Genomic DNA, 17723 nt, shown 5'->3' on the forward strand with positions numbered 1-17723 from the left:
GAGCAATGTCTACGATCGATACGACTGAAAAACGCGAGCGCGGCGACGCAGCGTTGTTCGATGCTGCCGTGCTGATGGCGGCGATGCGTGCCGCCTTCCTCAAGTTGGCGCCGCAGCATCTGCTGCGCAGCCCGGTGATGGCGGTGGTGATGGGCGGCACGGTGCTGGCGGCGGTGATCACCGCCAGCGGGCATGGCAACGCCGGCTTCGGCTGGGCGGTGACGGCGATCCTGTTTGTCACCGTGTTGTTCGGCAATTTCGCCGAGGCCATCGCCGAAGCACGTGGGCGTGGGCAGGCCGCATCGCTGCGGCGTGCGCGCAAGGATCTGGTGGCGCGTCGCGTGGAAACCGCGCTCGGTGGCCGCGAGACGCGTGTGCCGGCGGCAGAGCTGCGCCCGGGCGATTACGTGATGGTGTCCGAGGGCGAATTCGTCCCGGCCGATGGCGAAATCGTGCGCGGTGTTGCAACGATCAACGAAGCGGCGGTGACCGGCGAATCGGCACCGGTGTTGCGCGAGGCCGGCACCGATCGCAGTGGCGTGATCGGCGGCACGCGCGTGCTCTCCGACGAGATCGTGTTCAAGGTCACCGCCGAGCCGGGCCACAGCTTTCTGGATCGCATGATCGCCTTGGTGGAAGGTGCCAACCGGCAGAAGACGCCGAACGAAATCGCGCTCACCTTGTTGCTGGCGGCGATGACGCTGACCTTCCTGATCGTGGTGGCGTCGTTGCCGGCGATTGCTGGATTCGTCGGTGTCACGCTGGATCCGCTGCTGCTGATCGCACTGCTGGTGTGCCTGATTCCGACCACCATCGGCGGGCTGTTGCCGGCGATCGGGATCGCCGGCATGAACCGCGCGCTGTCGGCCAATGTGCTGGCCAAATCCGGCAAGGCCGTGGAAGTGGCCGGCGACGTGGACGTGTTGCTGCTCGACAAGACCGGCACCATCACCTACGGCGACCGGCAGGCCACCGCGTTTCATCCATTGGCCGGCATCGATCGTGCGCAACTGCGCGATGCAGCGATGCTGGCATCGCTGGCGGACCCGACGCCGGAAGGTAAATCCATCGTCAAACTCGCGCGCCAGCAGGGTGCGGTCGCAGTCGAACCGGACGGCGCGCATTTCATTGCGTTCACTGCGCAAACGCGCATGTCCGGCGTCGATATCGCTGGGCGCAGTATTCGCAAGGGTGCGGGCGACTCGATCGTGGCCTATGTGCAGGCAATGGGCGTCACGGTGTCGCCGGAATTGAACGGGCGCATCGAAGAAGTCGCACGCGGCGGTGCCACGCCGCTGGTGGTTGCCGAAGGCCGGCATGTACTGGGCGTGGTCGAGTTGAGCGACGTGGTCAAGCAAGGCATCAAGGAAAAGTTCGCGCAGCTGCGTGCGATGGGCATCAAGACCGTGATGATCACCGGCGACAACCCGCTCACGGCCGCGGCGATCGCCGCCGAAGCCGGCGTGGACGATTACATCGCCCAGGCACGCCCGGAAGACAAGCTGGCCCGCATCCGTGCCGAGCAGGCCGGTGGACGGCTGGTGGCGATGGTGGGCGACGGCACCAACGATGCACCGGCGCTTGCCCAGGCCGATGTGGGCCTGGCGATGAACTCCGGCACGCAGGCGGCCAAGGAAGCCGGCAACATGGTCGATCTGGATTCGGATCCGGCCAAATTGCTGGCGGTGGTCGAAGTGGGCAAGCAGCAGCTGATCACGCGCGGTGCGCTGACCACCTTCTCGCTGGCCAACGACGTCTCCAAGTATTTCGCGATCCTGCCGGCCCTGTTTGCTGCGGCGATTCCCTCGATGGCGGCGCTCAACGTGATGCAGTTGTCCAGCCCGCGCCACGCGGTGCTGGCGGCGCTGATCTTCAATGCGCTGATCATTCCGGCATTGATTCCGCTGGCCTTGCGAGGCGTGCGCTTTCGTCCCTCCAGCGCCACGGCCTTGTTGCGCCGGAACATGCTGATCTATGGCGTGGGCGGGATATTGCTGCCGTTTGCCGCAATCAAGTTGATCGACCTGGCGCTTGTCGCCGCTGTAGGAAACTGAGTCATGACGATTTCTTCAAATACCAACCTATCCACGTCGCTCCCGTTGCGCGACGACGGCGCTCTACGCGGTTCGGTGATGCTCGCGTTGTTCATCCTGCTCGGCCTGGGCTTGAGCTATTCGCTGATCGCCACCGGCATCACTGGCGCGTTGTTTCCTGCGCAGGCGCACGGCTCGTTGTTGCGTGTGGACGCGCGCGTCGTCGGCTCGGCGCTGGTGGCCCAGCCGTTCGCCGATGCGCGTTATTTCCAGCCACGCCTCTCGGCTGCCAAGTACGACCCGACTGCGGCCGCCGGCAGCAACCAGGCGCGTTCCAATCCCGACCTGCAAGCACGCATCGCGGCAACGCGTGCAGAAGTTGCTGCACGTGACGGTATCGCGCCCGGGGCAGTTCCCAGCGAGTTGCTCACCCAATCCGGCAGCGGCCTGGACCCGCACCTGAGCCCGGCCGCCGTGCAGGTGCAACTGCGCCGTGTCGCCAACGCACGCGGCTGGCCGGAGCAACGCGTCGCCGCCCTGGTGCAAGCCGCTACCGAACACCCGCAGTTCGGTCTGCTTGGGCAGCCGCGAGTGAATGTTCTGTCGCTGAATCTGGCGCTTGATGCGGCTGGGAATCGGAAGTCGGGAATCGAGAATGGGGCAAGGCAACAGCGCTAGAGCCATCCGCTCGCGGTAGGCTCCACAAATCCCCACTCCCGACGCCTCACTCCCGGCCCCAATGCCCGACGCCCGTACCCAACAAGCCGACGCCTTGATCGGCGAACTGCAGCGCGAACATGGTGGGCGCCTGACGGTGTTTCTGGGCGCGGCGCCCGGCGTGGGCAAGACCTACGCCATGCTGTCGCGCGCACGCGAGCGCTTGCGGCAGGGCATGGACGTGGTGGCCGGTGTGATCGAAACCCACGGCCGCAGCGAAACCGCTGCGCTGCTGGAGGGCCTGCCGCTGCTACCGCGCGCGCGCGTCAGTTACCAGGGCCGTGTGCTGGAAGAATTCGATCTAGACGCGCTGCTGGCGCGCAAGCCCAAGCTGGCCCTGATCGACGAGCTGGCCCATCGCAACGTGCCGGGCAGCCGGCACGAGCGGCGCTGGCAGGACATCGTCGAGCTGCTCGATGCAGGCATCGACGTCTACACCACGGTCAATATCCAGCACCTGGAAAGCCTCAACGACATCGTGCTGCGCATCACCGGCGTGCGCGTGTCCGAAACGGTGCCCGATGCGGTGTTCGACCGCCTGCGCGACATCGTGCTGGTGGATCTGCCGCCGCGCGAACTGATCGAACGGCTGCAGCAAGGCAAGGTGTATCTGCCCGAGCAGGCGACACAGGCCTTGCAGGCGTTTTTTTCGCCATCCAACCTAACTGCCTTGCGCGAGTTGGCAATGCAGACTGCCGCCGACCGTGTCGACAGCGATCTGCGCGACACCCAGGCCGCGCGCGGATTGCCGGGCACCGCTGCGTTGCGTCGCCGCGTGGTGGTGGCCATCGACGGGCGTGGCAGCTCGGATTATCTGGTGCGGGTGGCGCGACGATTGTCGGAACGCCGCGATGCGCCGTGGACGGTGGTCACCGTGCAGACGCGCACCGTGGCCGATGCCGCGTGGCAGCTGGAAATCGACCGCGCGTTCGCACTGACGCGTCGGTTAGGTGGCGACACCGCGTTGCTGCACGGCGCCAACGTCGCCGAGGCGCTACTGGATTTCGCCGCGCAAAACGGCGTGTCCACCCTTGTGCTCGGGCGCACCCGCGAGCGCCCGCTGGCGCGCATGTTCAACCGCACGCTGACCCAGCAATTGCTGCAGCGTGGCGCGCATTACGAACTGGTCATCGTCAGCTCCGCCGATGCGCGTGCACGCGCACGCCAGCGTTGGCGCAATCCGCGCCAGTGGCTGCAGCGTTACGACCTGGCGTTTGCGGCAATCGCGGCTGCTGCAGCCGTTGCGGTGGCCTGGGTGATCCAGCGCTGGACCGATATCGACGACCTGTCGATGGTGTTCATCGTGGCGGTGGTGCTGGTGGCCTCGCGCACGCGCATGGCCGCTGCGGTGATTGCCGCGTTGCTGAGTTTTGTCGCCTACAACTTCTTCTTCATCGAACCGCGCTTCACCCTGCATATCAGCGCGCGCCAGGGCGTGGTGACGGTGTGTCTGTTCCTGATCGCCGCACTGGTGGCCGGGCGCCTGGCCTCGCGCCTGCGTAGCCAGGTGCTGGCACTGCGCGCCGCCAACACGCATGCCAATGCACTGCAGACGCTGGCGCGCGAACTCAGCACCGCGGCCGATCTGGGGCAGGTATTGGAAGCCGGACGCCGCGCGTTGGCGACAGCGCTCGACGCAGAAACCTGGCTGCGTCTGGAGCAACGCGAAAGCGACGCCCCCGCCAGTTTCGGCACGCTCGATCGCAGCGCGGCAGAGTGGACCCAGCGCCACGGTCAACCGGCCGGCCGCTTCACCGATACGCTTGCCGGCGCGCAGTGGTGGTGCCTGCCGGTGCGGCACGAGCGCGGCAGCCTGGGTGTGGCGGCGCTGCGCTTCCGCCAGAGCGTACAGCGGCCCGGCCTGGAGCAACGCCGGTTGGCCGAAGCGATGGTGGAAGACATCGGCCAGGCGGCGTTGCGCACGCGCCTGGTCGCCGATCTGGAAGGCGCGCGCGTCAGTGGCGAAACCGAGCGCCTGCGCTCGGCGTTGCTGTCGTCTGTCTCGCACGATCTGCGCTCGCCGCTGGCCTCGATGATCGGCTCGGCCAGCAGCCTTGCCAACTACGGCGATGCGATGGACGCGCAGGACCGCCACAGCCTGCTCGACACCATCCAGCTCGAAGGCGAGCGGCTGGATCGCTACATCCAGAACCTGCTCGACATGACCCGGCTCGGCCACACCGGGCTGACCTTGAATCGCGACTGGATCGGCGTGGACGAGCTGCTCGGCTCGGCCACACGCCGGCTGCAGCGCTACCAGCCGGCGGTGCGCCTGCAACTGGATCTGGCCGCCGACCTGCCGGCGATCTGGGTGCACCCGGCACTGGTGGAACAGGCCATCTTCAACGTGCTGGAGAATGCGGCGAAATTTTCGCCACCGGGCATCGCGGTGACTGTGCAGGCGCGGCTGCAGGCCGGCGCCTTGCAGATCGATATCGGCGACCAGGGACCGGGCATTCCCGAAGACGAGCGCGCACGCATTTTCGACATGTTCTACAGCGTCGAGCGTGGCGACCGCGGTCGCAATGGCACCGGCCTGGGCCTTGCCATCTGCCAGGGCATGATCGGCGCGCATGGCGGCAGCGTGGAGGCGCTGGCCGGCGCAGATGGTCACGGCACCACGATCCGCATTACGCTGCCGTTGCTCGTTCCTGCCGCGCCACCTCGCCCCGATGCCGACTGACCCCACTGCCATCCCGCCCGCCCGCGTGCTGATCGTCGACGACGAGCCGCAGATCCGCCGTTTTCTCGACATCAGCCTGCGCGCACAGGGCTATCGCGTGCTGCAGGCCGGCACCGCCGAAGAAGGCCTGGCCCTGCTGGCCGGGCAAGGCGCCGAATTGGTGGTGCTGGACATCGGCCTGCCCGATCGCGACGGCCACGAAGTGCTGCGCGAGATCCGCCAGTGGTCCAACGTACCGGTGATCATGCTCACCGTGCGCGCCGGCGAAACCGAAAAGGTGGCCGCGCTCGATGCCGGCGCCAACGACTACGTCACCAAGCCGTTCGGCGTGCAGGAATTGATGGCACGCATCCGCGCGCTGCTACGCCAGGCCGGCGCCGGCAGCACGGTGGAAGAAAGCGTGTTCGACGACGGCCGCCTGCATATCCATCTAGGCCTGCGCGAGGTCACGCTGGCGGGCGAAGCGGTACCGTTGAGTCGCAAGGAATACGCCTTGCTCGCGCTATTGCTCAAGCACGCCGGCCGCGTGGTCACCCAGCCGCAACTGCTACGCGAAGTGTGGGGCCCCACCCACGAAGAAGACACCCATTACCTGCGCATCCTGGTCGGCAAGCTGCGCCAGAAACTGCACGACGATGCCGCCGATCCTCAGTACATCGTGACCGAGCCGGGTGTGGGTTTGCGCTTTATCGGTGTGACGCGTTGAGCGTGCTGCAATGTGGCGCCCGCCAAATTTAAGAAGCGGCATCGAAATCGCGCATAAACTTCGATTTTTGAAATGCGATTGGAATGACGTGGCAGCTAGGGTTGCCTGAAAAATTATGCGGACATCTATCCTATAACTGGCCCTGGGCGCTCCTGTTCTTGTGCCTGTTCACGTTGCATGCTCTGCTGCTTGCTTAACTGCTCCCGATGAATATCCAGACCATGCTGGATGGATACTTCGACTGGTGTATTGATCGCAACCTCTGTTGGCACATGAGCTCGCATACTCGCAGGGTTGCTTGGCTCTCCCTGTACCGCAAAAAGATATTGACCCGCCTGCCTAGATGGGGTGGCCGTACTAAGTATTACGTGGTCCACACGCGTGAGACCATTTGCCATTGCTTCAGTAGCCAGACATGCGGCTGCTCGATCGCTCCGATCATCTGGTAACCGCCCCATCGAGCGGTCTAGCGCATGAACATGTTCCACGCACTGTCCAAATATTTGTGGGAGAGCTGGTGAGTCAATGGCAAATGGTGCAGGCGGTCCAAAGGGGTGTGCGCCCTGGTGATAATGAGGGTCGGTAGGTTCAAGTGCAGAAGACCACGCTCTGCCCTCCCAAGTATGGATCTCCCCTGAAGGATTGGTGACAGACAAGCTACCTTCGCGGTCAACTCGCACCTGAGAAATTTCTTCTCTAGCCAGTTCATTTCTACCTGTAATTGTCAGGATGGGACCAGACGTTCTTTCATCCATCCGGTCGAGGATGCGGGAGCCATTCACCGGATCTCGTAACATCGCGTCAAACAACTGCAAGCTAGGCTCATTGTTGAACCCTTGGGCCAAGGCCGGGTTGTCGGCTTCCCTGACCTTAGATTGCCATTCCTCGCTACCTTGTCCTTGTCCGAGTTCCAATGCGTTGACGAGGCCAACCCCCCGAAGCGTCGCATCGCGCCCGGACACGATCGCTGCCCTGGCAGCGGGATTTAACCCATTAATGCCTTGATTCCCGATCCATTCGCGCACCGCATCCGCAGTCATGCCATCCGATTGCTGGAGGCTTTCGACAAGCAATGCTCCACGGGCTTGGTTTTGGTTGTAAAGTTTGCTGGTCACGGCAACAATTGCGGCAGCGCTCTCGGGATGATCCCTATTGAGATCCTGCAGCCAAATTATCTGCGAAAGGGGCTGGCCAACAGCTTCCCATTTTCGGTCCACCTGCTGATCGTTCAGGCCTTGAACAAATGTCCGGCCGTCGTCTGACCTGAGGAACTCATTGAGTCGATCCTGCTCTGCGGTCGAAAGGTCATTACCTACTTGTCCAGGGGTCTGCAGGCGCTGCAGAAGGTTCGTTTGCTCTACGTGGTTGAACTGCTGTTGAGGCGGGGCCCACTCTGCATAGTGGCGAAGCATCTCCTCGGCGGCAGCTCCCCGCCCAGGCTGACCGAAGTCCCACTGCATAATGCCTACAGACCAGCCTGAATTTCCGGTGCTGTGTTGCAAGGCGTACGCGGCGCCAAGATTCACTTCGCTGGCACGGCCCACAGCGTTGTATGCAAGCACTTCGAAGCTTTGACGACTTAACGCGTCGTAGCGGTATCCTTGTGTCATCTTCGTCCCCTAAGGAATGGCTTTTATCAACTGTTCCAGTTGCTCGATACGTAGCCGAGTGGCGTTTATGCTGCAGTCTGCAGTCAGGGCATCTTGTTCATTGCGAGACATGCCCTGCACCAATGGCTCGGCCTGGCAATAGGCATCTCGATAAGTGCGCCAGGCTTTAGACGCAGCATTGAAATTCTTTTGCAGATCATCCAGATAAGCGGGATCGTCAGTGGCATAGCTGGCGTAGCGCACGCGCGCCTTGTCGAGGATTTCCCTTTCGATTCTTGTCAATTTTTCGTTGATCGAACGAGTTTCACGTAACGAGATGCACGTTGCGCCCAATAGCTTGCAGTCAGCTTCCGGCAAGGCCAACAGGCATGCTTGTCGATCTTTGGTTGCAGCAATGCGGGAGCAGTCCGAACTGGCTCTTGTTGATGAAGTGCTTGGCTGGCCTGAAGCGACAGCGCCAGCCTCCGGCGACGAACAGCCTGCCAACGACAGCAATGCAGATGTTGCTATCCATCGCGCGGCCGTTCCCAGTGTGAAAGCGGCTCTATCGTTTTTTTTTCTGGTGGCGATCATAGGTATTCTCTAGTGCAATCGCTTGGCAGCCAAGCTAGCCAGAGAAACCGCTTTGAATCAAGCGACGATCGCCCGACGTCAGCACGGCCAGGGCTATAGACAGCTACGAAGAACTTTCTAGAGAAGGCAGCACTTTCCCCGGATTCAAAATCCCATCCGGATCCAGCGCGGCCTTGATCGCGCGCATCGCCGCCAGTGTCGGTGCACTGAAAGCCTGTGTCATGAAATCGCGCTTGGCCACGCCGATGCCGTGCTCGCCGGAGAGCGTGCCTTCCAGCGCCAGCACCAATGCGAACAGGCGCGGCAATGCGGCGTGTGCGCGTGCGTCTTCGTCGGCATCGGCCGGGTCGTACATGATGTTGACGTGCAGGTTGCCGTTGCCTGCGTGGCCGAAGGCGACGATGGGCAATGCGAATTCCGCAGCGAGTGCTTCCACACCGGCCACCAGTTCGGGAATGCGCGACACCGGCACCACCACGTCTTCGTTGATCTTGCCCGGCTTGATCGTGCGCAATGCCGGCGACAGCGCGCGTCGCGCGGCCCACAACTTGTCGCGCGCGCTGCCATCGGCGGCCACGTCCAGGCTCAACACACCCTCGCCGTTGGCGGCGTCGTGCAACGCCTGCAATGCATAAGGCAAGGTGTCGTGATCGCCATCGGCTTCGATCAACAACATCGCGCCTGCCTCGGGCACATCGCTGCCGTTGCGGCGCAGCAGTGCGATTGCGCTGGCATCCATGAATTCCAGCATCGTCGGCGTGGTCGGTTGCGCCATGATGCGCGACACCGCGGCTGCAGCGGTGGCCGCATCGCGATACAGCGCGCGCAAACCGGCTTGTGTGATTGCGCGCGGCGTCAGCTTCAACGTCGCTTCGACGATGATGGCCAAGGTGCCTTCGCTGCCGACCAGCAAATGCGTGAGGTCGTAGCCGGTAGAATTCTTGGTATACGCACCGCCGCAACGGATCACCTCGCCGGTGCCGGTCACTGCCACCAAACCGAGCACGTTGTCGCGGGTGGCGCCGTATTTCACTGCGCGCGGGCCGCCTGCATTGGTGGCGAGATTACCGCCGACACTGCAGATGTCCGCACTGGACGGATCCGGTGGCCAGAACAAGCCGTGCGGCTGCAATGCCTGTTGCAAGTCGCCATTGAGCAGGCCCGGTTGCACGATGGCGCAGCGATCCGCCGGACGCAGCGCAAGGATGCGGTTCATGCGCGCCATCGACACCACCACGCCGCCGGAAAACGGCACCGCGGCCCCGGTGGTGCCGGTGCCCGCGCCACGCGCCACGATCGGCACGCCATGCGCGCGGCAGGCCTGCACGATGGCGACCACCTCATCGGTATCGCGCGGCAAGGCGACGGCGGCGGGCAATGCCCAGCGGCGCGAATCGTCTTCGCCATAACGCCGCCGCGCATCGTCGCCGGTCAACCAGCCATCGGGTCCAAGTCGTGCGGCCAGCAGTTCGGCCAGCACGGTGGGAAGCACATCGGTCATGACGGGTGATCCTGTGGTGTCGCGCGCTGGATGCATTTCCATCCCAGCACTGCGACGGTGAGCGGCAGCCAGACCCAGCGCAGCTCGGAGAGCAGGACGCTGAGGCCGCGCGCATTGAAGAAACCGTTGGCGAATGGCGACACGCGAATCGGCCGCCACGGCGCGAACCAGCGCGCATCACTCCACGGCCAGGTCAATGCAACGCCGAGGCCGCCGGATGTCATCGCATCCAGCACAGGATGCGATGCGGTGCAGGCAAACAAGAACGCTGCGGCCTGCAGCGCATCCGCACGCAACACGCGATGCGCAATGCCACCGAGTAATGCAATCACCGTGGCGAACACCCACGAGTGGCTGGCACCGCGATGGCCGAACACATCTGCATACGGGATGTGCAGCGCAAACGCCAGCACATCGGCATCCGGCAACATCGCCGCCACGATGCCGGCACCGAGCAAACGTGACGAGAGGTGGCCGCGTTCGCTGGCGCACCAGAGCGCCAGCGGCACCGCAGCGTGGGTGAGGATGGTGGGCATCGCGCGTGGGTCGTTGTCAGCAGTCGTCGGCGCGGAAGGCGTCACGGATCCAGTTCAGCACCGGCGGCTCGCCGCTGGCTTCGACCACATCGAAGCGGCACGGCAAGCTTGCCAGTGCCGGGTGATAGGCAAGAAACACTTGCGCGGCCAGCACCAGTTTGCGGCGCTTGCGCCGGTCCACCGATGCCGCGCCGCCGCCGAAGCGGTTGTCGCGCCGATAACGTACTTCCACAAACACCAGCGCTTGCCCGTCGCGCATCACCAGATCGAGTTCGCCGCCGCGGTAGTTGGCATTGGCCACGACCAGCCGCAGGCCGGCCTGCTCCAGCAGCGCGCGTGCCAATGCTTCCACCGCCGCACCACGTTGCTGACGTGCTGCCGGCATGGCGTCAGCGGCCGTCGGCGATCGGCACCGGGCGGCCACCGTTGAAGGTGGACCACGCCGGTGTACGCAACACGTTGCCGAAGCCATCCAGATGCAAGGTGCCGGTGGCGCCGCGCAGGCCGCCGTCGGCGCCGGTGGCCAGCTTTTCCAGATACGCGCTGATCTTCCAGGCGTCGTAGCCGAATGCGAACAGGCGTGCGCCCGGCCCGCGTGCGCTGGGCAGCGTGCTGGCGACCTGGGTGGAGGCCGGCAGGCCGGACACGCCCAGGGCGGTCCAGGTTTCGCTCGGGTAGATGATGCCGTCCAGCGCCAGGTCGTCTTCGACCTTGCCGGTGCCGGCCACCAACTGCGAGGTGCCCACACGCGATTTGCTGGCGAATCCGCTCAAGGCCAATTGCGGCGCCAGCGCCCGCGCCGTATTGCCACGCACTGCCAGGAATACCGCATCGGCAGTGCCGTAATTGCGCAGCTGCGCGCCGATATCGCCCGGTACTTCGGCCACGCTGATGCTGCCGGCCACGCTGCCGCCACGTTCGGTGAAGCGGTCGCGGAAGGCCTTGATGGTGCGCTTGCCGTTGTCGTCGCTGGTGCCGACGATCAGCACGTTGCGGCGCTCGCGCGAAAGCAGGTACTCGGCCGCCATGATGCCGTCGTCTTCCGGCGCCAGCGAGAACCCGGCGCTGCCGCTGGGCGGTGCCTTGTTGTCGGTGGGGCGGTTGAGTGCCAGCACCGGCACCGCCAGTTGGCCGCGTGCGAACACCGCGCTGACTTCGTCGCGACCCAACGGGCCGACTACGTAGTCCACACCGGCGCTCACGGCCTTGTCGTAGGCGGCATTGGCGCCGGCGGCGGTGCCGGCGGTATCGAAGAAGCGCAGTTCCGGGCGGCGGCGGGTTTCGGCGTAGTAACCGGCCAGCAGGCCGTCGCGCACCGGCGCCGAGGCGGTCGCCAAATTGCCGCTGAGCGGCAGCAGCACGCCCAGCTTGATCGGCGGACGGTAGCCATCGCGCTCGGCCGGCGGGCGCTTGCTGGTATCGAAGCCCCACTGCGCATCGCGCTCGAACGCACGCGGCAGCGCCAAGCCGCGGCTGATCATGGCGCGGCCGGCGAAGTTGTACAGCGGGTCGCCGGCCGGTAGTGCGGCGGTGCGGCCTTTGAGCGTGGCGTCGTCGAGCGCGGCGAGCAGGCGCACGATTGCGCGCTGGTTTTCGCTGCGCGGAGTGCCGGTCAGGCTGGCATCGGCGCGTGCACGGTCGGCGGCGGCGCCGAACAGGTCGCCGGTGCCTTCCAATGCGGCGGCGCGTGCCAGCAGCCAGCGGGTCTGCAACGGCTGCGGCAGGCCTTGCGGGCTGTCGCCCAGCGCCTGCAGCGCTTGCGCGGCCTGCTTGTCGATCACAGCCAGCTCGCCGGTCAACAACGCGAAGCGGGCGCGGTCTTCGCCAGTGAGATGGCGTGGGGTCACCTGCGCCAGCAACGTGCGCGCACGTGCGTCATCGCCGGCGTCGTGCCAGCCGAACGCCGAGGCGGCCAGCAAGCGGCTGCGCTGCGCACCGCTGGCGCCGGCCGCCTCGGCTTCCAACTGCTGCGCCGCCTCGCGCGGCTTGCCCTGGTCCAGCAACGCCAGCGCCGCGTTCTGCGTGGGCGAGGCGGTCTGGGTGACGCTGCTGGTGGCGCAACCGGCGGCCAGCATGACCAGCAGCGACAGGGCGGAGATCCTTGCAACACGCTTGTTCATTTCAGATCCATTGGACGGGGCCCGCCGGGGCGGACCGTTAAAAACGCTACGATTCTACCCTTTGCCCCCGGAAATACCGCTGATGACGTCCCCCGGAACCCTGCATGTGGTCGCCACGCCGATCGGCAACCTGGCCGACCTGTCGCCGCGTGCGCAGGAGGTGCTGCGTGGCGTGGCCGCGATCTGCGCCGAAGACACCCGCCACACCCGCCAGTTGCTCGGCCATTTCGGCATCGACCGCCCGCTGCTGGCCCTGCACGACCACAACGAAGAAGCCATGTCCGAGCGCATCGTCGCGCGCCTGCGCGAGGGCGAGTCGCTGGCCATCGTCAGCGACGCCGGCACCCCGCTGGTCAGCGACCCCGGCTTCAAGCTGGTGCGCGCCGCGCGCGCGGCCGGGATTCGGGTCAGCCCGGTGCCTGGCGCCTGCGCCGCCATCGCTGCGCTCAGCGTGGCCGGCCTGCCCAGCGACCGTTTCAGTTTCGAAGGATTTCTGCCCGCCAAAAGCGCTGCCCGCCGCGAACGCCTGGCGCACCTGGCCGGGGAGACCCGCACCCTGGTGTTCTACGAATCCTCGCACCGCATCGTCGACTCGCTGGCCGACCTGCGCGGGGCCTTCGGCGACGACCGCCCGGCGGTGATCGCCCGCGAGCTGACCAAGCTGTTCGAAACCGTGCTCGACGGCACCCTGGCCGAGCTACAGGCCAAGGTCGAAGCCGACGACAACCAGCGCAAGGGCGAGTTCGTGGTGATGGTGCAGGGCGCCGCCGACGCCGCCGAAGGCCAACTCGCCGAAGGCCGCCGCGTCTACGCCAAGCTTGCCGAGCACCTGTCCCCGTCCACCGCCGCCAAGCTGGCCGCCGAGCTGACCGGTGCGCCGCGCAAGGCGTTGTATGGCGGGTAGGTTTGCCATCCCAGGAGCACGTTTGCGTGCGACTGTGATTTTTCGATAAGGCTTCTCGCGCCCAGGTGCGCTCCTACCGGCAATGGCGGGGCTGGCATCGCTGCGCCGTTCTGCATAGCGTATAGTGCGCCCCGGCGGAGTCGGCCAGACAGTCGCGTCACTCGCAAGAGTGCCGAGGAAAGTCCGGGCTCCATAGGGCAAGGTGCCAGGTAACGCCTGGGCGGCGCAAGCCGACGGAAAGTGCAACAGAAAGATACCGCCTACGTTCCTTTCGAGGAGCCGGTAAGGGTGAAATGGTGCGGTAAGAGCGCACCGCGAGTCCGGTAACGGACCGGCACGGCAAACCCCACCTGGAGCAAGACCAAATAGGGATCCATTGGCGTGGCCCGCGCTGGATCCGGGTAGGTTGCTTGAGCGCTGCGGTGACGTAGCGCCTAGACGAATGACTGTCCACGACAGAACCCGGCTTATCGGCCGGCTCCGCCGCCTTTTTGGGCGTAGGCCCAAAAAGGTGCCCACGCTTTGTACCGCCGTTGGCGGTACAAAACGCGGGTCCCGCTCCGGGCATGCCAGAACCCCACGGCTGTTTCGCTGTCTTCTTTGGGCGTTCGCCCCAAGAAGACACCCACGCTTTGTACCGCCTTCGGCAGTACAAAGCGCGGGCCCCGCTCCGGGCATGCCAGAACCCCGCGGCTGTCGCCGCGCCCCCTTGACTCAAGGGGGCTTGCACTCGGGTGCTTTGCTGGGCGCTTGCTTCGGCTGCGATCAATGCGATCTGGGTGCTGCGGTCATTTTTACGTGGCTTGGGCTTCGCCCTCGCGGGCAACGTTGCGTTGGTGTTTCACCTGCGGTCGTGTTCGGCGCTAGCCGAATGAGCGGGTGAATAGCTCGTCCAGGGCGTCGATGATGGTTTGGCCCTGGTCTTTCAGGGAGCCGGCAGGTTTGCTGAGCACTGCCAGCGGCACCGAGGTCATTTCCAGGGGTTGCAGGATGACGCTGTGGCCGGCCACCGCGAGTTCCGGGGTGAAGCGGGAGGGGGTCGGGGAGTGGGTGGACTTTCGGACCAGGGGCACGACGACGCGGCGAGGTGAGGCGTCGAAGATCTTTGACTGGACGACGACCACGTACGGGATGTTCTTGTTCTGGCCGACGTTCGCGTAGACATCGAACTGGTCGGTCATAGCGTGGAGAACTCCTCGGCGAAGGAGCCGTGCGCGTCAGTGAAGGTCTTCCATTCGCTTGCGGCGCGCTGCAGCTCCATTGCTCGGGCGCTGTGGCTGTCGCGTTCTTTTGTCACGTACTCGGCCAGCAGTTCCTCGACCTTTGCCGACAGGTTGCCAGTCATCGCCCGTGCCTGCGCGGCCAGGTCCGAGTTGATGGTCAGGTTCAGCGGCTTTTTTTGCGCGGACCTGTCGTAATAACGGCTCATGAGCGGCCTCCAGTGGATTATGCGCACGCTATGCGCATGAATGCGCATTGTCAATGCATGCCGGCGACGTCCAGTCGTGTTTCGCCTTGGAAGATCCCGTTTGGTCCAAAGCGGCGTTCGTGGATGAAGCCACGGCCTTGCTGGTCCACCGCCACGATGGTGCTGGCGCGCGTGCCGTAGCTGGTGCCGGTGATGAAGGCGGCCGAGAGCAGGCGTTCGGTGGCCAAGTCCACCCCGGTGTGGGGAAGCGCGGCGTCGGGTGCGATTGCAGGGTTGCCCAGGGAGGTCCACAAGGGTTGCAGGTCGTCGCTGTCGGTGGCGCACCAGTTGTGTAATGCATTAGTCAGTGCGGCGGTCTTGGGCCACTGCGCATCCAGCGGGCCGTTGGACATGCCATGGATGCCGGGCGCCAGCGTGCGGGCCAGTGGCGGGTGGTTGCTGAGGTGCTCGCAACGCTCGGCATCGCACAGCAATAAGTTGAAGGGCGGGAACTCGTGCGCGGCCGCTGCCAGATCGCTGGCGTAGGCGGCGGCATCCAGGCTGCCGGCCAGGTAATCGGCAATCAGATGACCCCGCGAGCGCCCGGACGCGGTGGCGAGCGGGTCGCGCACGTTGGTCACCACCGCGACGCGACCGTGGTTGCCCAGCCCTACCCAACTGCCGCCCGAGCGCAGGTCGCGGCCCGCCAGCACGCCGTCGGCCGGCGCTGCCCAACGTGCCAGCGGCGCGGTGGGGCGCTCGTGGAATTCATCGCGGTTGCCCGCCAGCAGCAAACGCCAGCGGGGGTGGGCTTTCCAGGCGAGAGCAACCAGGCACATGGCGCCGATTGTCGCCGGTTTGCGCAGTCATGACGTGTAGTCGGCTCAATGTGAAGTGAGACCACGGTCGAGTTTACATGGCCTTCACACCCCTGAACTTTTGTTCAATCTCAAAATCTGAGACGAAACAGCAACTTGTGGATAACCTTTGAACAAGTCTCTAAAGAGTGCTGCAACTCATTGATGCGACTGGCGATTTGCGGTCTCCAAAGTTGTTGACAACCTTCGGCGCACTGCTAAGGTGGGCAACGGAGGGAAAACCAGGTGTTTTGTGGTTTTTCGTGGTTCAATGATCCCCCAGCGGGTATTCGAGGTTGCATTCGGTGTTTCAGGGCGAGACTGCCATCACGGTGGACGACAAGGGGCGTATGGCGGTGCCAACCGCGTACCGCGACCTCGTCACGCGTGCGAGCGGCAACCGCCTGGTACTCACCTACAACCCGTTCGAAGCCGGATGTCTGTGGCTGTATGCGGAAAAGGAGTGGGAGCGGGTGCGTGACGATGTGATGTCCAAGCCCAATACCCAGCGCGTGGTCCGCACGCTGCAGCAGAAACTGGTGGGTTCTTCCGCAATGCTGGAGCTGGACGCCAACGGCCGTCTGAGCATCCCGGCCAGCCACCGCAATGCGGTCGGCATCGAGAAAAAGGCCGTGCTGCTGGGCATGGGCGACAAATTCGAACTCTGGAGCGAGCAGGCACATCGCGCACTGATCCAGCAGACATTGTCTGACGGGGATCTGGGCGATGAATTGCTCGATCTCAGGTTGTGAGCCGGGGTGCCCGGATGCGCGGTGAAGCGCAGCCCGGTCACCCGGTGTCGCAGCCGCCGGCAGCCCATGTGCCGGTGCTGTACACGCAGGTTCTGGATGGCCTGCAGGTGATCGAAAACGGAACCTATCTCGATGGCACGTTCGGGCGTGGCGGACACGCCCGTGGCGTGCTGCAACACCTTGGCCCGGGAGGTCGACTGCTGGTGATGGACAAGGACCCCGAAGCGATTGCCGTGGCCGAACAAGCGTTCGGTGGCGATGCGCGCGTGTCCATCCATCGCGGCAGCTTTGCCGGTCTGGGCCAGGTGGTCGCTGCGGCAACCGTCGACGGCATCCTGCTGGATCTGGGCGTGTCCTCGCCGCAGCTGGATGTGGCCGGGCGCGGTTTCAGTTTCGGCAAGGACGGCCCGCTGGACATGCGCATGGACCCGGACGCCGGGCAGAGCGCGGCCGAGTGGCTGGCGCAGGCCAGCGACCGCGACATCGCCGATGTGCTGTGGACCTATGGCGAAGAACGCCAGAGCCGCCGCATCGCACGTGCCATCGTGGCGCGCCGCGCCGAACAGCCGCTGCTGCGCACCGCGCAGCTGGCCGACCTGATTGCCTCGGTGATGCCGCGTGGCGACAGCAAGACCCATCCGGCCACACGCAGCTTTCAGGCGATCCGCATCTACATCAACCGCGAGCTGGACGATCTGGAAGCCGGCCTGGATGCCGCCCTAGGCGCGCTCAAGCCCGGCGGCCGCCTGGCGGTGATCAGCTTCCACTCGCTGGAAGACCGCATCGTCAAACAATTTATGGCCCGCTACGCCAAGGCCCCGCCGAGCAATCGCCGCCTGCCCGAAGCGCAGCCGTTCGTGCCGACGCTGCAGCTGGTCACCGGCGCAGTCAAAGCCGACTTCGACGAGTTGAGCGTCAACCCGCGCGCGCGTAGTGCGGTGTTGCGGGTGGCTGAGAAGTTGGGATTGGGGATTGGGGATTCGGGATTAGAAGAGCGCTTTAAGCGAATCTCGAATCCCGCATCCCCAATCCCGGCGTCTCAAGGAGACGCCCAATGAGCCGCCTGCTGCTCATCGTGCTGCTCGCCTGCAGCATCGCCTCGGCGATCGGTGTGGTGTACATGCGCCACATGCATCGCAAGTTGTTCGTGCAGTTGTCCAAGCTCGAACACACGCGTGACGAATTGAATATCGAATTCGGCCGGCTGCAGCTGGAGCAGGCCACCTGGGCGGAAAGCAATCGCGTCGATCAGGTCGCGCGTGCGCGTATCGGGATGAAGTTCCCGGAGACCAACGACATCGTGGTGGTGCGCCCATGACAAAA

General features: G+C 64.9%; 17 protein-coding genes and 1 other RNA gene. 9 read left to right on the forward strand and 9 right to left on the reverse strand.

Translation table 11 applies throughout. From position 1 onward, the window contains the following. The first annotated feature begins 5 nt into the window (after nucleotides 1-5). From kdpB to NMB96_RS10310, 4 genes are all read left to right on the forward strand, one after another. Entirely contained in the window at nucleotides 6-2054 is a 2049-nt protein-coding gene (kdpB, locus tag NMB96_RS10295; protein WP_255086829.1) for a potassium-transporting ATPase subunit KdpB, read from the forward strand. Between the two features lie 3 nt (nucleotides 2055-2057). Continuing rightward, nucleotides 2058-2711 carry a potassium-transporting ATPase subunit KdpC gene (kdpC, locus tag NMB96_RS10300; protein ID WP_023902709.1) on the forward strand — a complete coding sequence of 218 codons (654 nt, stop codon included), beginning with the start codon at nucleotides 2058-2060 and terminating at the stop codon, nucleotides 2709-2711. 61 nt (nucleotides 2712-2772) lie between these two features. After that, nucleotides 2773-5433, forward strand: a complete 2661-nt coding sequence (locus NMB96_RS10305; protein ID WP_023902710.1) for a sensor histidine kinase — start codon at nucleotides 2773-2775, stop codon at nucleotides 5431-5433. Continuing rightward, nucleotides 5423-6139 (forward strand): response regulator, encoded by a 717-nt coding sequence (locus tag NMB96_RS10310; RefSeq protein WP_023902711.1) that lies wholly within the window; start codon nucleotides 5423-5425, stop codon nucleotides 6137-6139. Before NMB96_RS10305 ends, NMB96_RS10310 begins: the two co-directional genes overlap by 11 nt. A 125-nt stretch (nucleotides 6140-6264) precedes the next feature. On the opposite strand, the gene NMB96_RS10315 is transcribed toward NMB96_RS10310, so the two are convergent. The 6 genes from NMB96_RS10315 to NMB96_RS10340 form a co-directional block, all read right to left on the reverse strand. Continuing rightward, nucleotides 6265-7749 carry an XVIPCD domain-containing protein gene (locus NMB96_RS10315; RefSeq protein ID WP_255086830.1) on the reverse strand — a complete coding sequence of 495 codons (1485 nt, stop codon included), beginning with the start codon at nucleotides 7747-7749 and terminating at the stop codon, nucleotides 6265-6267. Nucleotides 7750-7758: 9 nt separating this feature from the next. After that, nucleotides 7759-8322: a lysozyme inhibitor LprI family protein gene (locus NMB96_RS10320; protein WP_023902713.1), complete on the reverse strand. Its 564-nt coding sequence runs from the start codon at nucleotides 8320-8322 to the stop codon at nucleotides 7759-7761. Nucleotides 8323-8425: 103 nt separating this feature from the next. After that, nucleotides 8426-9823 carry an FAD-binding oxidoreductase gene (locus tag NMB96_RS10325; RefSeq protein WP_043888955.1) on the reverse strand — a complete coding sequence of 466 codons (1398 nt, stop codon included), beginning with the start codon at nucleotides 9821-9823 and terminating at the stop codon, nucleotides 8426-8428. Further along, entirely contained in the window at nucleotides 9820-10359 is a 540-nt protein-coding gene (locus tag NMB96_RS10330; protein WP_023902716.1) for a metal-dependent hydrolase, read from the reverse strand. Before NMB96_RS10330 ends, NMB96_RS10325 begins: the two co-directional genes overlap by 4 nt. Nucleotides 10360-10375: 16 nt before the next feature. After that, entirely contained in the window at nucleotides 10376-10744 is a 369-nt protein-coding gene (locus tag NMB96_RS10335) for a YraN family protein (protein ID WP_006451851.1), read from the reverse strand. A 4-nt stretch (nucleotides 10745-10748) separates the two neighbouring features. Continuing rightward, complete coding sequence (locus NMB96_RS10340) at nucleotides 10749-12479, reverse strand: penicillin-binding protein activator (RefSeq protein ID WP_023902717.1); 1731 nt, start codon at nucleotides 12477-12479, stop codon at nucleotides 10749-10751. 82 nt (nucleotides 12480-12561) lie between these two features. Here NMB96_RS10340 and rsmI point away from each other — a divergent pair, with 82 nt between their 5' ends. Next, nucleotides 12562-13383 (forward strand): 16S rRNA (cytidine(1402)-2'-O)-methyltransferase, encoded by an 822-nt coding sequence (rsmI, locus tag NMB96_RS10345; RefSeq protein WP_043888956.1) that lies wholly within the window; start codon nucleotides 12562-12564, stop codon nucleotides 13381-13383. A gap of 136 nt (nucleotides 13384-13519) precedes the next feature. After that, an RNA gene (rnpB, locus tag NMB96_RS10350) (RNase P RNA component class A) lies at nucleotides 13520-13869 on the forward strand. A gap of 377 nt (nucleotides 13870-14246) precedes the next feature. On the opposite strand, the gene NMB96_RS10355 is transcribed toward rnpB, so the two are convergent. Genes NMB96_RS10355 through NMB96_RS10365 form a run of 3 tightly spaced genes read right to left on the reverse strand, consistent with a single transcriptional unit; the run spans nucleotide 14247 to nucleotide 15630 of the window. Further along, nucleotides 14247-14564 carry a CcdB family protein gene (locus tag NMB96_RS10355; RefSeq protein ID WP_023902719.1) on the reverse strand — a complete coding sequence of 106 codons (318 nt, stop codon included), beginning with the start codon at nucleotides 14562-14564 and terminating at the stop codon, nucleotides 14247-14249. Further along, nucleotides 14561-14812, reverse strand: coding sequence for a type II toxin-antitoxin system CcdA family antitoxin (locus NMB96_RS10360; RefSeq protein ID WP_023902720.1), 252 nt, complete (start codon nucleotides 14810-14812; stop codon nucleotides 14561-14563). Before NMB96_RS10360 ends, NMB96_RS10355 begins: the two co-directional genes overlap by 4 nt. 50 nt (nucleotides 14813-14862) lie before the next feature. Then, entirely contained in the window at nucleotides 14863-15630 is a 768-nt protein-coding gene (locus NMB96_RS10365; RefSeq protein ID WP_023902721.1) for an NRDE family protein, read from the reverse strand. A gap of 314 nt (nucleotides 15631-15944) precedes the next feature. Here NMB96_RS10365 and mraZ point away from each other — a divergent pair, with 314 nt between their 5' ends. The 3 genes from mraZ to ftsL are packed head-to-tail and all read left to right on the forward strand — an operon-like array spanning nucleotide 15945 to nucleotide 17718. Continuing rightward, nucleotides 15945-16400 carry a division/cell wall cluster transcriptional repressor MraZ gene (gene mraZ / locus NMB96_RS10370; protein WP_095574949.1) on the forward strand — a complete coding sequence of 152 codons (456 nt, stop codon included), beginning with the start codon at nucleotides 15945-15947 and terminating at the stop codon, nucleotides 16398-16400. Nucleotides 16401-16414: 14 nt separating this feature from the next. Further along, nucleotides 16415-17458 carry a 16S rRNA (cytosine(1402)-N(4))-methyltransferase RsmH gene (gene rsmH / locus NMB96_RS10375; RefSeq protein ID WP_023902722.1) on the forward strand — a complete coding sequence of 348 codons (1044 nt, stop codon included), beginning with the start codon at nucleotides 16415-16417 and terminating at the stop codon, nucleotides 17456-17458. After that, the gene (ftsL, locus tag NMB96_RS10380; protein ID WP_005991913.1) at nucleotides 17455-17718 is read left to right on the forward strand and encodes a cell division protein FtsL; all 264 of its coding nucleotides are present in this window, start codon (nucleotides 17455-17457) and stop codon (nucleotides 17716-17718) included. Before rsmH ends, ftsL begins: the two co-directional genes overlap by 4 nt. The last annotated feature ends 5 nt before the right edge of the window (nucleotides 17719-17723 follow it).

This window comes from Xanthomonas hortorum (genome assembly GCF_024339125.1).
Classification (GTDB): domain Bacteria; phylum Pseudomonadota; class Gammaproteobacteria; order Xanthomonadales; family Xanthomonadaceae; genus Xanthomonas; species Xanthomonas hortorum.

What these genes read in the sequence shown, in the direction of transcription:
- NMB96_RS10360 (WP_023902720.1), bottom strand. Translation starts at nt 14,812, where the DNA reads ATGAGCCGTTATTACGACAGGTCCGCGCAAAAAAAGCCGCTGAACCTG.
- NMB96_RS10365 (WP_023902721.1), bottom strand. Translation starts at nt 15,630, where the DNA reads ATGTGCCTGGTTGCTCTCGCCTGGAAAGCCCACCCCCGCTGGCGTTTG.
- NMB96_RS10305 (WP_023902710.1), top strand. Translation starts at nt 2,773, where the DNA reads ATGCCCGACGCCCGTACCCAACAAGCCGACGCCTTGATCGGCGAACTG.
- NMB96_RS10330 (WP_023902716.1), bottom strand. Translation starts at nt 10,359, where the DNA reads ATGCCCACCATCCTCACCCACGCTGCGGTGCCGCTGGCGCTCTGGTGC.
- NMB96_RS10325 (WP_043888955.1), bottom strand. Translation starts at nt 9,823, where the DNA reads ATGACCGATGTGCTTCCCACCGTGCTGGCCGAACTGCTGGCCGCACGA.
- kdpB (WP_255086829.1), top strand. Translation starts at nt 6, where the DNA reads ATGTCTACGATCGATACGACTGAAAAACGCGAGCGCGGCGACGCAGCG.
- NMB96_RS10320 (WP_023902713.1), bottom strand. Translation starts at nt 8,322, where the DNA reads ATGATCGCCACCAGAAAAAAAAACGATAGAGCCGCTTTCACACTGGGA.
- ftsL (WP_005991913.1), top strand. Translation starts at nt 17,455, where the DNA reads ATGAGCCGCCTGCTGCTCATCGTGCTGCTCGCCTGCAGCATCGCCTCG.
- kdpC (WP_023902709.1), top strand. Translation starts at nt 2,058, where the DNA reads ATGACGATTTCTTCAAATACCAACCTATCCACGTCGCTCCCGTTGCGC.
- NMB96_RS10355 (WP_023902719.1), bottom strand. Translation starts at nt 14,564, where the DNA reads ATGACCGACCAGTTCGATGTCTACGCGAACGTCGGCCAGAACAAGAAC.
- NMB96_RS10340 (WP_023902717.1), bottom strand. Translation starts at nt 12,479, where the DNA reads ATGAACAAGCGTGTTGCAAGGATCTCCGCCCTGTCGCTGCTGGTCATG.
- NMB96_RS10310 (WP_023902711.1), top strand. Translation starts at nt 5,423, where the DNA reads ATGCCGACTGACCCCACTGCCATCCCGCCCGCCCGCGTGCTGATCGTC.
- NMB96_RS10315 (WP_255086830.1), bottom strand. Translation starts at nt 7,749, where the DNA reads ATGACACAAGGATACCGCTACGACGCGTTAAGTCGTCAAAGCTTCGAA.
- NMB96_RS10335 (WP_006451851.1), bottom strand. Translation starts at nt 10,744, where the DNA reads ATGCCGGCAGCACGTCAGCAACGTGGTGCGGCGGTGGAAGCATTGGCA.
- rsmH (WP_023902722.1), top strand. Translation starts at nt 16,415, where the DNA reads ATGCGCGGTGAAGCGCAGCCCGGTCACCCGGTGTCGCAGCCGCCGGCA.
- rsmI (WP_043888956.1), top strand. Translation starts at nt 12,562, where the DNA reads ATGACGTCCCCCGGAACCCTGCATGTGGTCGCCACGCCGATCGGCAAC.